General features: G+C 27.4%; 15 protein-coding genes. 6 read left to right on the forward strand and 9 right to left on the reverse strand.

The features are described from left to right. Positions 1-238 precede the first annotated feature (238 nt). The gene (locus NNC19_RS08085; RefSeq protein WP_310938124.1) at positions 239-1003 is read left to right on the forward strand and encodes a class III extradiol ring-cleavage dioxygenase; all 765 of its coding nucleotides are present in this window, start codon (positions 239-241) and stop codon (positions 1001-1003) included. A 52-nt stretch (positions 1004-1055) separates the two neighbouring features. Here the strand turns inward: NNC19_RS08085 and NNC19_RS08090 are convergent, their stop codons facing one another. The 6 genes from NNC19_RS08090 to NNC19_RS08115 form a co-directional block, all read right to left on the reverse strand. Then, entirely contained in the window at positions 1056-2051 is a 996-nt protein-coding gene (locus tag NNC19_RS08090; protein WP_310938125.1) for an alpha/beta hydrolase, read from the reverse strand. A 163-nt stretch (positions 2052-2214) separates the two neighbouring features. Continuing rightward, on the reverse strand, positions 2215-2670 hold the full coding sequence (locus NNC19_RS08095) for a DUF2798 domain-containing protein (RefSeq protein ID WP_310938126.1): 456 nt from the start codon (positions 2668-2670) through the stop codon (positions 2215-2217). Positions 2671-2974: 304 nt separating this feature from the next. Further along, positions 2975-3508: a GNAT family N-acetyltransferase gene (locus NNC19_RS08100; RefSeq protein WP_310938127.1), complete on the reverse strand. Its 534-nt coding sequence runs from the start codon at positions 3506-3508 to the stop codon at positions 2975-2977. Between the two features lie 149 nt (positions 3509-3657). Further along, positions 3658-5106: a DHA2 family efflux MFS transporter permease subunit gene (locus NNC19_RS08105; RefSeq protein ID WP_310938128.1), complete on the reverse strand. Its 1449-nt coding sequence runs from the start codon at positions 5104-5106 to the stop codon at positions 3658-3660. Positions 5107-5181: 75 nt separating this feature from the next. Further along, positions 5182-5745 (reverse strand): TetR/AcrR family transcriptional regulator, encoded by a 564-nt coding sequence (locus NNC19_RS08110; RefSeq protein ID WP_310938129.1) that lies wholly within the window; start codon positions 5743-5745, stop codon positions 5182-5184. Positions 5746-5793: 48 nt separating this feature from the next. Then, entirely contained in the window at positions 5794-6777 is a 984-nt protein-coding gene (locus tag NNC19_RS08115; RefSeq protein WP_310938130.1) for a flavodoxin family protein, read from the reverse strand. A gap of 372 nt (positions 6778-7149) precedes the next feature. Here NNC19_RS08115 and NNC19_RS08120 point away from each other — a divergent pair, with 372 nt between their 5' ends. The 3 genes from NNC19_RS08120 to NNC19_RS08130 all read left to right on the forward strand — a co-directional run bounded on the left by NNC19_RS08120 (position 7150) and on the right by NNC19_RS08130 (position 9476). Continuing rightward, on the forward strand, positions 7150-7911 hold the full coding sequence (locus tag NNC19_RS08120; RefSeq protein WP_310938131.1) for a CsxC family protein: 762 nt from the start codon (positions 7150-7152) through the stop codon (positions 7909-7911). Positions 7912-8082: 171 nt separating this feature from the next. After that, positions 8083-8676, forward strand: a complete 594-nt coding sequence (plsY, locus tag NNC19_RS08125) for a glycerol-3-phosphate 1-O-acyltransferase PlsY (protein ID WP_310938137.1) — start codon at positions 8083-8085, stop codon at positions 8674-8676. A 95-nt stretch (positions 8677-8771) separates the two neighbouring features. Next, a complete protein-coding gene (locus NNC19_RS08130) occupies positions 8772-9476 on the forward strand; it encodes a polysaccharide deacetylase family protein (RefSeq protein WP_310938132.1) in 705 nt (234 codons plus the stop codon). Positions 9477-9530: 54 nt separating this feature from the next. On the opposite strand, the gene NNC19_RS08135 is transcribed toward NNC19_RS08130, so the two are convergent. Both NNC19_RS08135 and NNC19_RS08140 read right to left on the reverse strand, forming a co-directional pair. Next, entirely contained in the window at positions 9531-10991 is a 1461-nt protein-coding gene (locus NNC19_RS08135) for a methyl-accepting chemotaxis protein (protein WP_310938138.1), read from the reverse strand. A 246-nt stretch (positions 10992-11237) separates the two neighbouring features. Then, entirely contained in the window at positions 11238-12527 is a 1290-nt protein-coding gene (locus NNC19_RS08140; protein WP_310938133.1) for a hemolysin family protein, read from the reverse strand. A 535-nt stretch (positions 12528-13062) separates the two neighbouring features. Here NNC19_RS08140 and NNC19_RS08145 point away from each other — a divergent pair. Beyond that, a complete protein-coding gene (locus NNC19_RS08145; protein WP_310938134.1) occupies positions 13063-14016 on the forward strand; it encodes an endolytic transglycosylase MltG in 954 nt (317 codons plus the stop codon). A 59-nt stretch (positions 14017-14075) separates the two neighbouring features. Here the strand turns inward: NNC19_RS08145 and NNC19_RS08150 are convergent, their stop codons facing one another. Continuing rightward, positions 14076-14417, reverse strand: a complete 342-nt coding sequence (locus NNC19_RS08150) for a zinc ribbon domain-containing protein YjdM (protein ID WP_310938135.1) — start codon at positions 14415-14417, stop codon at positions 14076-14078. 757 nt (positions 14418-15174) lie between these two features. Here NNC19_RS08150 and NNC19_RS08155 point away from each other — a divergent pair. Then, positions 15175-15548: hypothetical protein (locus NNC19_RS08155; protein ID WP_310938136.1), on the forward strand; the 374-nt coding region annotated here is incomplete at its 3' end.

Here is a 15548-nt window from a genome sequence, read left to right on the forward strand (position 1 = left end):
TGCATATAAGAAAATGATATTTAGTTCAAAAAGGGAGCTATCGCTAACGGATATTCATCCGCTAATGCGACAGCTCCTTATTTTTATAGTAATTATGCGAATTGTATTGACTAACTTTTTTAAATTATGCAATAATCTACTTACAAATGGTAAGTTACTATATATTTTAAATTAAATAATTTTTATGATTATAGATAATTTAATATCTATAATCTAAATAAAAAGGAGGAAATTTTATATGATAAAACCTTTATTTTTAGCACATGGTTCTCCAATGATGGCTATTGAAGAAAATGGCTACACTAAATTTTTAAACGAACTTGGTACTAAACTTGCACCAAAAGCTGTTATTGTATTTACTTCTCATTGGGATACCGATACACTTACAATTTCATCATCAGATGCAACATATAACACTATGTATGATTTTTATGGATTTCCAAAAGAATTGTATGAAATAAAATATAATGCAAAAGGTTCAGATGAAATTGCTTCTAAAATTTTGGATAGGCTTAAAGCTCAAGGAATTCAAGTAAAAAAAGATACTACTAGAGGTTTAGATCATGGAGCTTGGACCCTTTTAATGCATGTATTCCCTAATGCAGATTTGCCTATTATACAAGTTTCAGTTAATTCAAAATTATCTCCCAAAGAGCAAATTAAAATTGGTACTGCTCTTAAATCTTTTGCAAATGAAGATATTTTGATTATTGGAAGCGGGAATACTGTTCATAATTTAAGACTAGTTAATTATGAAACAGATACAATTGACTCTTGGGCTAAAGAATTTGATGATTGGATAATAACAAAACTCAATTCAATGGACTTTGATACTCTTGATAATTATAAATCACTGGCTCCACATGCTAATTTAGCTGTTCCTAGTCCTGATCATTTTATTCCATTATTCATAGCTTTAGGTAGTAGTCCTGATCCAAATCCAAAAACTATTTTCAGAGGATATCAATTAGGAAACTTAAGCTACTTATGCTTTGAATTTTAATAAAAAATCACATTAGACTATAAACCTTTAGTCTAATGTGATTAATTTAAGTTTATAAAATTTTCTTTAGCCAATTATTAGCTATCTCTGGCCAAATAGCAATTCCTTCATCTGCTTTAGCTCCTTTTATATGCTCTTGTATTTTAACTTTCATTATTACTTTTCTAACATTTATATCATTATTAATTTCTTTTATCTTATTATATGGTTCTGGTAAATCCATATTATTTCTAATCAGATATTCTGCTGTTTCAAATAACTGCTCCATTGTATAAGCTCTACCATAACATCCTGTTGCCCATTCTTCATTAGCCAATGATATTCCATGTTTTCCATTTCCAAAAACATGATGCTCAAATATTACCTCTTTCTCTTTGCAAGCTTTTGCAAAGAGGTAACTGTTCTCCACAGGGACAGACCCATCAGTTGCTGTATGCCATATAAATATAGGGGGTGTATCTTTCTTTACTTGTTTTTCTAAGGACATATACTCTAATTCTTTATCAGTTGGATTTTCTCCTAAAAGTGCAGCAAATGAAACTTTATGACCATATTCTCCAGATGAAATAACTGGATAAGATAATATTACAGCATTAGGTTTATTGCTAATACATTCAAATTTCTTATCATCTTTTAGCTCTTTTGCATTATAATGAACAGCTAAACTACCGCACAAATGTCCTCCTGCTGAAAATCCACATAAACTTAACTTTTCTGGATTAATGCAGAATTCTTCAGCCTTTCTTCGAATAAATCTAACTGCCCTAGATAAATCTTTCAACGGCTGAAACTTTAATGGTGTTGTAATTAGCCAATTTGTTGTATATGTTAAAACAAATGTATTATATCCTTTATTGTAAAATTCTTTTGCTACAATTTCTCCTTCTAAAGGTGTTACTATACGATAAGCACCTCCTGGAACTATTATAATTGCTGGTCTTACATCATTATCATTATGAATATAAGTAAATATATTAGGAATAAACTCTCCTTTGGTTTTATATGAATATTCTTCTTTACTCCATAAAGCATAAGTTTCATTAATCATTATACATCTCTCCAATCTCACCTATGGGACAAAATTCTTTTTAATAGTTTTTTCTTTTATTTTCCTAATATTATTGTACAAAAAAAGAACTTATATAGACAAGCTTTTTCCACTTTATCACATATAAGTTCCACTTATAAATTATAACTGCAAATTATTTTAATTATCTTGAACAAACTTTACTAAATAGAAACCTTATTATTGGTCCCGCTATTATTAATTGTAATGGCAATGCTACAATAACATTCATTCCAATTGCAATTAAATATGTTCTAGGTAAATCTAATGTAAATCCAACATTTAATATTGATCCATACAATGACATACATAATACCATTCCACATACCATACAAGATGATATTAAAAGAATTTTTTTTATTTTTTTATCATTTTCATTAAGAAACTTAAAGGCTACTCCTTTAGCAGGTCTTGATACTATAAACCAATCACATATCATCCCAATTATATAAGTCAATAAAAATTCATCTAATGCATTTTTTATTGTTTCTATGGAAAAACTTCCTGTATGTAAAAATACATTATAGATACTCATAAAAAACACCATAAAAGCACACATCATAATTGTGTAAATAAAACTTTCTTTTTTTGTTTGAGGCATAAATTTTTCTCCTTGTTTCTAATAATATTTTGTAACAAATCTAGCTTCATTTATTACAAAATAATTTTATCAATAATTATATATCCCTTGTAAGCTTTTTTTTCTTTTTAAACAATAAACTTACTTTTTAAATATATGTTCTCGTTTTCATTTTTTTGTAAACAACTTCATTCTTAATTTACTATATATTATTATTTAATAAATTAAATAATAATATATAGCCCAAAAATATAAGGGTATTGTAAAACTTTGTCTTACACTACCCTTATATTTTATAAAATTCACCATAAAATTTCTAAATAAATTAAATTTCTTCTCTAAGAATCCCATATTCATAAGTATCTTGCCAAATAGGCAAATTATTTTCATCTAATCTAAAGTATATATTCTTTTGTAGATAACCTTCTCTTCTCATATTTAATCTCTCTAACAGTCTCCATGAAGCTTTATTTTCTGGATTACACATTGCAATAACTCTTCTAATCTTCCACTCTTTAAATGCATAATTTAGAAGAGCTTGTGCACTTTCAGTTGCATATCCTTTATTCCAGTAATTAGAGTTAAAAACATATCCTAATTCATAGCTTTCATACTCTACTTTACCAAAATAAAGATTACCTATAACCTTTCCAGATTCCTTTAAGCATACTGCCAAAAAAGACTCATTTTTTTCTCTACAATTTGCTTCTTCCTTACACTCTTCTTCTGTAAATGGCTCATAGGGTTCATAGTAAACTACTTTTTCATCAGAAAGATATTCATTAAGGTCTTTCCAATCACCTGCTTTAAACCTTCGAATTATAAGTCTCTCAGTTTTTATTTCACTAAATACTCTCATAACTCCCCCCAGCTAATTTCTATTTACTTCACTTATATTATATCAACCCACTTACAATTTTTCCCTTTTTGTACTTAAAATACTTTTCATAAGGCCTAATTGATATATTTTAAACATTCACAGATAAAAGTAGCAGTTTTATGAAGCTATTAATTATTGTCATTTAGAAGTGAATATTTCTCATCCTTTTCATTATTTCTACTTTGTCCAAAAGCAAAAGATAAAACAAAACCAAATATTGCAATTCCAAATGCCACCATTGTTGCACTTGAGAATCCTCTAGCAACAGCAACTTCATTTGTTACATGTTGTACTTCTATTGCTTTTATCTGAGCAGCTGACATTATTCCAATAAAAAGTGATGATCCTATTGCTGCTGATACTTGTTGAAATGTATTTACTATTGCTACTCCATGAGGATAATATTCTTTAGGCAATTGATTTAATGCATGGGTCTGTGAAGGTGACATGGTTAACCCAACTCCTATACATACACATACATACGTTATTATAACTTTAATTAATGATGTTTCACTATTTGATCTAGTTAAAACAAAAATAAATATAGCTATTATCCCTATTCCTATTGGTATTAACCGCTTCACACCAACCTTGTCATATATTTTTCCACCTATTGGTGTTGCAATTCCATTACAGATTACAGCTGGTAGTAGTGCAAGTGCTGCTACAAAACTTGTTGTTCCAAGAGAGCCTTCCATAAACATTGGAAGCATTACATTCATAGTAAAGTTAATCATCATTGCTACCATTACTAAAATTACACCTATGATAAACTTTGGATATTTAAATGGAGATAGATTTAGCATAGGTTCTTCTAAAACAATTTGACGCTTTACAAATATTATTAAAGAAATAATTCCTACTATAAAACTTATCAATGTAACTTTAATGTCTCCTTCACTAACACTACTTATTCCATATATTATAGTTCCAAGTCCTAAAGTTGATAGAATAATTGATAAATAATCTATTTTAGGTTTTGTTATCTTACCTACATTGGCCAAAAATAGTTTTCCAATAATCATAAGAATAGCTATAATTGGTATTAAAATAATAAATAATGCATGCCAACTAAAATATTGCAATATAACTCCAGCTACTGTTGGCCCAAATGCAGGTCCAAGTGAGATTGCTGATACACATATAGCCATTGATGTTCCTATCTTTTCCTTTGGTGATACTAATAATACAGTGTTCATCATAATTGGTATCATCATACCTGTTCCTGATGATTGTATTATTCTTGAGATTAACAACATAGTAAAAGAACCTGAAAAAGCAGCACAAATTGTACCTACAAGTAACAATCCCAATGCGCTTAAAAACAGTTGTTTAGTCTTAAATGATTGAATAAGAAACGCTGTAACAGGAACCATTACTGATGCTACTATCATATATGCTGTAACTAACCACTGAACAGTTCCAGCTGAAACATTCATCTCTTTCATAATTCCAGATAATGCAACATTTAATATAGTTTCATTAAATGTTGCTACAAATGCACTTGCTACTAATATTGCTATAATACTTGTTGGATTTATACTATTTTTAATTTTTTCATCATGTTTCTCTTTCATTTATTGCCTCCATATACTAGACCAGTCTACATAATAATCTATTGAAAAAATAAAGTCTATTATATATAAAAAATTTTATTGATTAATAATAACTTTAATTTGCTCTCCTATTTTCCTTAAAGGTTCCCCAGACCTTCTGGTTAAACTAAGTAAAATAGCTCCTTCTGTCATAACTGATAAAGTTAAAGATATAGATTTAGCTTTTTCTTCATCAAGTTTATATTCAATTAATTTTTTCATATAAATTTTTTCTATTGACAAAAATACCTTTTCTGAAGCTTCTCTCAAAACTTCACTAGAATCATATGTTTCTAATGCTATTAAGCTTATAGACACATTATCCATCTTTTTCTTATCATCGATTATGTCTGCCAGATTATTTATATTTAATAAAATACCTGGAGTAGGTTCTTCAAACATATCTAATGTTTTTTTAAGATTGGTAGTTATTTTTTCTCCTGCTAATCTAATTGATTCTAGAGCAAGTTCTTCTTTACCATTTGGAAAATGGTAATAAAACGAACCTTTTGGAGCTTTACACTCTTTTAATATCTCATTTAATCCAGTTGCGTTGTATCCTTTAGCTTCAAAAAGCCTACTTGCAGTTTCAATAAATCTTTCTTTTGTATTTCTCTCCATAACGCTATCCTTTCAAACCATTTATGTGACTGGTCTTGACTAATTCTTTTATTCTGGTTTAGAATATACTAAATAATTTCTGTATTTTTCTAACATCTTAGGTAATTCACTAGCTTTTGGATTTGGTTTTAAAGCTATGTTATTTAATTCATCTCCATGTTCAAACTTACCTGAAAGATATATATGCGAATGTGATATATCCTTTTTTGCAATTTCAAATTTCACTTTATTATCTACAACATTTAATGTTCCTCTTACTCCACAAATTCCACATACTGCTGGATAATTATTATCATCATTTCTTATTTCTATAAGTTTTGAATGACAAAGAGGACATACTCCCTGTTCTCCTATATATTCAGGTTTATCTTTTTCATCTGAAAGACTTCTATCTTCTTGATCTAACAAAGTTTGAACAACGTGACGACCTGATTTTCTAGCTTTCTTTATAGCTTCTTCATTAAATAAAACACTTCCTGGAAGTCCTGTCCAATTAACTAATGTTTTATCTACAATATCCATATGAGTTGATATTAGAGTTAACTGCATTAATGGTAAAGCTAATGTATCCCATTCACTTCCTCCAACAGCTATAAGTGATGCAGATCTTGTCTTAAATGATCTTTCATCTACAGGCTTACCAGTTGTTATTCCTTTTTCAGCTCTATTTTTCTTAGATATCATTCTAAATGCTACATCATGTGAAGGTCCCATTCTATCAGCTAGAATTTTTACTAATCCAGTAGGACCCTTTTCATATATTGGTGATCCAAGAATTAATCCATCACATTCCATAATTTTTTCTTCAATAAAATCAAAATCATCATCTTTAATAACACATTCCCCTGAACTTGATTTTCCAAGTAAACTTACAACACATGCATTACAGCCTGTACAAGGTTTAAGTTTCAAATCATTAAGCCTTACAAGTTCAACTTCTGCTCCTAGCTCTTCTGCTCCCATTAGTGCTTCTTTAACTAGTATTTCTGTGTTACTCATTTTTCTTCCACATGTAATTCCTAACACTTTCATAATAATCCGCTCCTTATATAACTTATTTGCAAATACAATATTTGCTATGTAATTGTACCAACTTATTCCTTCATCGTGTAAGTGAATTTTTATTTGTACTTTAAAAAACTTATTTTATTAATATATGTTCACGATTTCAAACAGGTTTGATTCTTAACTATAAATAAATTCACTAGCATTAAACTTAAAAATATTAATTCCATATTTATTTCAATTATAGTAAGAATATTGATAATTATATATTTTTAAAAAATATGTTATGAATATGATTTATAAATGTACATTTTTCTTTTTTCCTGAATAGTATATATGAGGGTGTAAAATTAATCGCATTTATATCCTAATTTTGAGGGGAACTAGGAGATAAAAATTATGAGTAACGAAAAAACAACTTGTCCAGAAACTAAATGTCATGCTAATGTACTAAGTGCAGATACTCTTACAGGTGCAACTAATTATCCTGTATGTGGTGGAGATTATAAAATTCCTAAAGTTCTTGCTGAATTTGTAATTCAAATAGACTCTGAATCAGTAATAGAACTTAATGAACCTGCTTATGAAATAAAGAGAATTGAAAAACAAGTATTTTTAACTCAATGTAGATATATTGCTGCAACTGACAAAGTTTTTATAGAGGGTTATGTTAGAAAAAATATAGAATATGCAACAAAAACTTGTACAACCTGTACTGGAATAGGTGGAGACATTAAAGATACTACTGTTCATATTCCATTTAAAGCTTATACTAAAGTTAATTTTAAACACCAACCTCAAATTCAACCAAATCTACCTCCTATGGTAGCTAGATATTTTGATGAAAAGAGGATGGGAAAAAATATAAGAGAAGCAGATAGATCAGATGTTGAAATTTTCAACGAGCCTGTTTATTGCGAACTTGAATGGTCAGCAGTTTTTGATGCAGATATAGATCATCCAGGTTGTCCAATTAAAGGATTCCCTAATGAAGAAGAATTCCATGAATTTACTGATAAAGCTGTAGTTTATTTATGTATAAAATTACTTCAAAAACAACAAGTTATAATGCCAGAAGTTAAAGAAGTTCCAAAAAAAGCACCTGCTTCAATAGAATCTGATTGGAATTTTTTAATTTCTGAATTAACTAAAAGGCACTAGTTAACATTAATTAAAGAGGATGTCTCATAAAATGATTTTCAATTCATTTTGAGACTCCTCTTATTTGTTTTATTTTATTAAAATCCATACTATCTTTATGGTGAAACTTGTTAAGCTCCTTATGATATAATAGCTGTAAAGTAAAAATATTTTCAAATTAGGATGGATAAAATGATTATAATAATAACAATTACATTGTCTTTTTTATTTGGTTCGATTCCAACAGGCTATTTACTTACTAAAAAATTTTACAATATTGATATAAGAACTAAAGGCAGTGGAAATATTGGTTCAACAAATGTAAAAAGAATTGCAGGAACTAAGATTTCTATTGCTACTCAAATAATAGACATTTTGAAAGGACTTATTCCTGTATTCTTTGGATTATATTTTTCAAAAATTATAGAAGTCCCAATATCTAATTATACTTATACATCTATAATTGCCTTAACAGTAATTTTAGGTCATGATTATACTCCCTTTCTAAAATTTAATGGAGGTAAAGGCGTAAACACAACCATTGGTGCATTCTTTTTACTTGCACCAATTCCAACAATAGCTGGAGTTTTTATTTACTTTTTCTTAGGTTTATTTATTCATATAGTTTCTATTAGATCTATTGCACTAGGCATAACAATTCCTATACTTTGCATTGTTATGAAATTACCAATTTTAATAATAGCTTCTGCCTTAATAGCATCCATTTTAATGGTAGTGAGACATAAAGAAAATATAAAAAGAATTATTAATAAGGAAGAAAATTAGATTATACACTAAAATTTTTGTAATATAAGCATAGAATAATCAATATAATTTAGTTAATTATACTTATTATTTTTTCAAAGGAGCTTGCTAGAAATATGAGTAAAGCATATTTGACAATTGATGATGGTCCAACTAAAAACACAAAAAAAATTGTAGATTTTCTTGTTAGTAAGAATATTCCTTCTATTATGTTTTTTACTGGAGAAAATATTTTGAAATATAGAGAAGAAGCTATCTATGCACTAAAAAAAGGTGTAATTATTGGCAATCATAGCTTTACACATGTTCCTTTTTCTCAAATAACTCTAAAAAAAGATATTTGTGAAATTGAAAGTCAAGAAAAACAACTTGATTTATTATATAAAGAAGCAAAAGTTACAAGAAAATATAAGATATTTCGCTTTCCTTATGGTGATAAAGGAGGAAAAAACAAAAAATCTCTACAATCATATTTAAAATATGAAAAATTTAATAAATTTAATAGTTCAAAGATTAAATACCATTGGTATTTCAAAGAAGGCTTAGATAAGGATATTGATGTTTATTGGACATTTGACTTCATTGAATATAAATTAGAATACAATGTTGGCTTTACATTTAATGATATTTTTTACGAAATTAATGACAAGAATCCAAATTCAGGAGGCGTACTTCTTGACCCAAGTTCATATAATATCGTTTTAATTCATGATCATGAAAAATCTGAAGAAGTTTATCCTGATTATTTTTCCAAAATCATAGATTATACTTTAAAAAGTGGTGTTAAGTATATGAAGCCTAAATTTATTACATCAAACTAAAATAAAACTAAGGGCACACCTATTCAAGGATCTGCCCCTAGTTTATTATAAAATTTATATAGTGTTTAATTCATTACATATCTGATCAATATTGTTATAACTGCTAGTTATATCTACTATGCTATTATTAAGTTCATCAATAGAAGCAAATATTTCTTCCATAGCAGTTGCAGTAGTTTTAACATCATCACTTACACTATTCATAGAACTTAATGTATCTTTCATGGAATCTTCTAATATAATAGTTTGTGATTTTACGTCTTTTGAGTAATTTAATACATTAGTAGTATTGTGATTTATATTTTTAAATAAATTCTTAACTTCATTAGTATGTGTATTACATAACTCAATATATTTTTGCTCATTCAATACTTCATCAGAAACTACCTTTGTTTTGCTAGATATATTATTTAAAATTGATTCTACCTCACTAGTTGATGCTTTTGAGTCTTCTGCAAGTTTTCTTACCTCTTCTGCAACTACTGCAAATCCTTTTCCATGTTCTCCTGCTCTAGCTGCTTCAATTGATGCATTAAGTGCTAAAAGATTAGTTTGTTCTGATATATCATTTATGGAATTTATAATATTTACTATTTTTGCATTTTCATTGCTTAATTCATTAATTAAACTTACTACATTTACAATTTGAGAGTTTACACTTTCCATATTCTTAGACAAGGAATCCACCTTATTAGATCCATCTATTACAACATCCTCTGTTGAAATAGACAACTTCTCCATAGTTTTGATTGCTTCTGTAACCTTTGCAACCTTGTCTACACCCATTATAACTGTTCCTCTCATATCTTCCATTGTTTTAACTTGATTATTAGCCATATTAGCTACATCACTTGTAGAAGTAGTTATTTCCTCTGAAATTTGATTAGTTGAAGAAATTCCACCTTTAATTTTCTCATTAGCAGATGTTAATGTTTTTATTGTATTATATATTTTGTTCAATAACATTTCACTTTTAGTTTTAGATTCTTCTATTATTTTAAAGTTATCATCTAAACTTTTATAAACTTTTCTTGTTAAAATAGCATTAATTGATAATACAATTGACCCTGCTACAACATATAATATGTAAAATACTAAATCTTCATATCCAACATTTGCAAATAAGCTAGTTTTATATGATAAGAAAAAATATGTAATTAGCCCTATACTAACTATTGCTTCTGTTATCATTACTCTTAAATCTTGGTACGAACTTATTAAAATTATTTGGTAAAATATCAAGAGAAAGTTAACCATACTTGGTTCTGATACAAACATTATAAATATCACTAGTGCATAAATAAAGATAGTAAAGTATATAGTTGAAAAAAGATATTTCTTTTTAATCAGAATAAAATCAATTATACCTAGTGGAATTCCAAATCCAACTAAAAGCAGTATGTCTTTTGTATCTACATTCAAGAATATATCAAATATAGTTCTTAATATCACTGAAAGTACAAAACCTACTAATAGAATTTTATTTTTCAACTCTAAATTTTTATTATAATCCATATAATTCATATAATCCCCCAACCCTAATATTTTTCGCATTATAATATTTCATTTCATAAGTTTTTATTTCTTTAAATGTCGACACTTTAGTTGTCTATATTACTATTTCGTCTGAATTTTCTAACACTTTATATTTATTTTAAATCATATTAAATTTTCACAAAAACTTTTTTTAAGTTCTATCTAAATAAAACAACTAAAAACTCTTACCAAAATAATGATAAGAGTTTTTAGTTAATTCAATGATTAAATTATTTTTTTAATTAGTACCTTAGTTATTCTCTTGTTATCACAATCAAGTACAATAAATGCATAATCCTCAAAAGTTACTGTATCATTAATTTCAGGATAATCTTTCAATTGTGAATAAATCCATCCACCAATAGTATCAATATTTTCTTCTTCTATAGATATTTCTAATAATTCATTTATATCCTCAAGAATAAGTTTTCCATTAACTATATAATTTCCCTCTTCAGTCTTAATTATTTCATCTCCATCTTCATCAAATTCATCTTGAATTTCTCCAACTATTTCCTCTAAAATGTCCTCAATAGTTACAAGTCCAAATGTTCCACCATATTCATCAATAACTATAGCCATATGCATTTTTTCCTTTTTAAATTTCTTTAATAACTCACTTATTGACATAGATTCTGGAACAAATTTTATTTCACGTATAATATTTTCTATATTTTGATTTGTTCCCTCTATCTTCATCTTATATAGTTCCTTTATATGTACAAAACCAATAACATTATCTTTGCTTTCCCTACATATTGGATATCTTGTTAACTGTTCATCTATGGCATATTTTATAATATCCTCAAAAGGATCTTCTACATAAACACATGCCATATCTGTACGAGGTATCATTATATCTTTAACTGTCGTCTCAGAAAAATCAAATATATTATCTACAAAAGTTAATTCAGTCTTATCAATTAGACCATGTTTGTAACTCTCTTCAACTAAAAGCTTTATTTCTTCATCTGTATGTGCTTCTTCATGTTCATCTACTTGTGAAATTCCAAACATTTTTAAAATCAAATTAGTACTATGATTAAATGCCCACATTATTGGATAAGTCAACTTATAAAATAATATAAGTGGTAATGCTGTATATAGTGCTATCTTTTCTGCACTTATTATTGCCAATGATTTAGGAGCTAATTCCCCAAGTACAATATGAAATCCTGTAATTATTGCAAATCCAAATATAAATGAAATTGAATGCACAAGATTTTCTGGTATACTAAATAAATTAAATAATGGTTCTAATAAATTTGCTACTGCTGGCTCTCCTATCCATCCAAGCCCTAAAGATGCTAATGTTATTCCTAACTGACAAGCAGATAAATACGAATTTAAATCTTTAACAACCGTCAAAGTATGTTTTGCACTTTTATTCCCTTCAAGAACTAATGTTTCTATTCTTGACTTTCTCACTTTTACCATGGCAAATTCTGTAGCTACGAAAAATCCATTCATAAATACAAGTAAAAGTACCAAAGTTATGTTTATTAAATTAACCATATTATTAATAATTTCCCTCCAAGTCCTTCTATAGCTTTTACTATTTGATGCTAATTAAAGCAATGTAATTCTCATTATATCATATACAATTGTCTATACAAAAATTAATTTTTAATATTTCTATTCTTTATTATACCCATAGCTTCTTCTAAATTCTCTTAATTTCTTTATAACAAAAACTTCTTTATCATTCTGAAATTTTCATTTATGAATATTTGTTATATGAAGATAAATAGATTAAATAGATTATATACTTTATTGCAGTATCTTTTATTTTGTATTTTTTCCCTTTTATAATCAAGATGCTACTAAATTATTGAAAGTTGTTTTACTATAATTTAATTAAATGTGTAAAACTCTACAACTTTCCATGAGTTAAGGTTGTATAACACTTGCCAATAGGTAACAAATTTTGATAGACTATACCTAGCATATTGTTCTTATAAAACTAAGTCACTAAAGCTGTTTATAGTTGCAAATTTGGACATGCCTAAGAAAATTTATATACAAAAATCATATTATGGGGGTAATCTTAATGAATGAATCAAATGAAAAAAATAACAAAATACTATCAGCTCTGAAATTTCCACTTAACTTTTGGATAACAATTCTACTAGTATGTTCTCTATTTTTAGTTGTTGGATTTTTACCTTTCAACTCTTCAACAGCTACAGTAGAAGCTGAAACTGATGCAGAGACTGAAGCTGAAACTACTATAGTTGAAAATCCTGTACTTGGTGTAATCAATGTTAAAGGGGGGGATATGCTTGAAAGGGATATAATTCCTCAAATCAGCAAAGTTTTCTCTCTCTCTCAAGAAGATGTGAAAAAAACTTTAGCAGCAGCAAATTCAAATACACTGATAAATCCAGCAATTAAAGATTTTCGTCGCATGGAAGGAATGATTCCACCAGGTGAATACGAAATCACTCAAGATATTACTTTAGAGAAAGAAATGTCTACTTGGGTTGAGGAATCTGAAAAACGTTATAACAAGATTCTTTCATCTAATACTAGCTCAAATAATTTGACACCACAAAAACAGCTCTCCTTGGCAGCTATGGTGGAAGCTGAATGTTTATCTGGTACTCATCAAAATGAAGTAGCAACAGTTTTCTTAAACCGATTAGCTAGTAATACAAAACTTCAAAGTTGTGTTACAGCTGAATATGCATTAGGATATCAAAGACCTTTTTTAACAACTGAAGACACAAAGAAAGTTAGTGACTATAACACTTATAATGTTGCTGGCCTGCCAGTTGGACCAATTTGTACAATAAGTGATGCTAGTTTACAAGCAGCTATGATTAAAAAAATGGACAGTAAAATCAGCTTTTTCTATTATGATTATATATTAAATGATATGTTCTTCTTCGATGATTATAAGAAGTTCCAAAAAGATGGTGCAGCTGCTCAGAAGAATTTTGAGCAAAAGTCTAAAATAGACAAACATGCTCAAATCAATAAACAAACTACATATAAAAAATAAACTTGTATCAAAAAGACCCTAGTCAAAAATTTTGCTAGGATCTTTTTTTTTAATTAAATTTATATTTTTTTTACGAATTCTGATTTTAAACTCATTGCTCCAAAGCCATCAATTTTACAATCAATATTATGGTCTCCATCAACTAAGTGTATATTCTTTACCTTTGTACCCTTCTTTAAAGCAGATGAACTTCCCTTAACTTTAAGATCTTTTATTATTGTTACAGAATCACCATCATTTAAGATATTGCCATTTGCATCTTTAATGACTTTTTCATCCTGATTATTTTCATTTCCTGATTCTAATGTCCACTCATAAGAACATTCTGGGCAAATTAATAAATTGCCATCTTCATATGTATATTCTGATTTACATTTTGGACAAATAGGTAGATTATTCATAGATAATTTCCTCCATTCGTTATTGTCCTTATATACTATCATAGGTTTATTATATTTACAAATTACCTAGCCTTCATTTATATATTTTAGGTAAACATTAAATACTTCCCAATCTAACTTAGTAACTAAGCCTTTTTTATTCATTTCAATCAACTCTTTATTAGTTACTTTTTTTTGCATCAACAACTTCTTCAGTTTGTAAAGATAAGTCCTTTAATTCCACATACTTATTTATGATATATATATCTAAAAACATTGAATATTTCTTATGAAATATCGTATCAAGATATCTAAGTTCTTCTTTAGATGCTATAATCCCTGTCTCTTCTTTTTTGGATGGCGTTTTGTAATTAATTTCATTTTTAAGACATACGGATTTTATATTTTCTAAGGAACAAAAATTTAAAATTCACTATATTTAAATTTTAAAATTATATTATTGATTTTTACTACTAAATAACTAAGTATTTACATAGTAATTTAAACTCTTGTTTTTTAAAGAAATTTAATCTGAAAAAGTAACAAGAATAACTCAAAATATTTTTTAATTTATTTACTAACTGAAATTCGAAGCATAGTTAAATTTGAAGTATTTTTTAAATCATTGAAATACATATATTGCAACTATCTTTTTTTGCTATAAAACTTATTTTTTCTACAATTTCATTAAATTTTTATTACATATTGTTCTATGTTTTCCCTTTATGTGATAAACATGATATAATACTTTCATAATATTTTGCGGAAGGATGTTAATATGACTAAAAAGAGTAACTTAAATTCAATCGAACAACAAATTAAAAAATTACAAGAAAAGAAGAAAGCTATAAGAATAAAAAAAGAAAAAGATATCGGAAAATACTTATTAAAATCATGGAAAGTATCTTCTTTATCTACTAAGGAAATATTTGATTTAATTGATAAATATAGTCCTCAAAATTCTTATTCCTCATCATCTGAAAATGATTATGTTAATAATGATGATAGTTATGATACAAATAATTATTCTGATAGTATGGTAGATGCTGAGCCTGAGCTTGATACTAATTATGATGATAACTATACAGATACTATAGAAGATGTAGAAAATAATTATTCTAATAATAACTATACTGACACTATAGAAGATGT

The organism is Clostridium sp. SHJSY1 (genome assembly GCF_031626875.1).
In the GTDB taxonomy this organism is placed as follows: Bacteria; Bacillota; Clostridia; order Clostridiales; family Clostridiaceae; genus Clostridium.

Bases quoted from the DNA above. Each gene is read 5' to 3' on its own strand.
- NNC19_RS08090 (WP_310938125.1), bottom strand. From the start codon at position 2,051: ATGATTAATGAAACTTATGCTTTATGGAGTAAAGAAGAATATTCATAT.
- NNC19_RS08095 (WP_310938126.1), bottom strand. From the start codon at position 2,670: ATGCCTCAAACAAAAAAAGAAAGTTTTATTTACACAATTATGATGTGT.
- NNC19_RS08120 (WP_310938131.1), top strand. From the start codon at position 7,150: ATGAGTAACGAAAAAACAACTTGTCCAGAAACTAAATGTCATGCTAAT.
- NNC19_RS08135 (WP_310938138.1), bottom strand. From the start codon at position 10,991: ATGGATTATAATAAAAATTTAGAGTTGAAAAATAAAATTCTATTAGTA.
- NNC19_RS08140 (WP_310938133.1), bottom strand. From the start codon at position 12,527: ATGGTTAATTTAATAAACATAACTTTGGTACTTTTACTTGTATTTATG.
- NNC19_RS08100 (WP_310938127.1), bottom strand. From the start codon at position 3,508: ATGAGAGTATTTAGTGAAATAAAAACTGAGAGACTTATAATTCGAAGG.
- plsY (WP_310938137.1), top strand. From the start codon at position 8,083: ATGATTATAATAATAACAATTACATTGTCTTTTTTATTTGGTTCGATT.
- NNC19_RS08130 (WP_310938132.1), top strand. From the start codon at position 8,772: ATGAGTAAAGCATATTTGACAATTGATGATGGTCCAACTAAAAACACA.
- NNC19_RS08115 (WP_310938130.1), bottom strand. From the start codon at position 6,777: ATGAAAGTGTTAGGAATTACATGTGGAAGAAAAATGAGTAACACAGAA.
- NNC19_RS08110 (WP_310938129.1), bottom strand. From the start codon at position 5,745: ATGGAGAGAAATACAAAAGAAAGATTTATTGAAACTGCAAGTAGGCTT.
- NNC19_RS08085 (WP_310938124.1), top strand. From the start codon at position 239: ATGATAAAACCTTTATTTTTAGCACATGGTTCTCCAATGATGGCTATT.
- NNC19_RS08145 (WP_310938134.1), top strand. From the start codon at position 13,063: ATGAATGAATCAAATGAAAAAAATAACAAAATACTATCAGCTCTGAAA.
- NNC19_RS08150 (WP_310938135.1), bottom strand. From the start codon at position 14,417: ATGAATAATCTACCTATTTGTCCAAAATGTAAATCAGAATATACATAT.
- NNC19_RS08105 (WP_310938128.1), bottom strand. From the start codon at position 5,106: ATGAAAGAGAAACATGATGAAAAAATTAAAAATAGTATAAATCCAACA.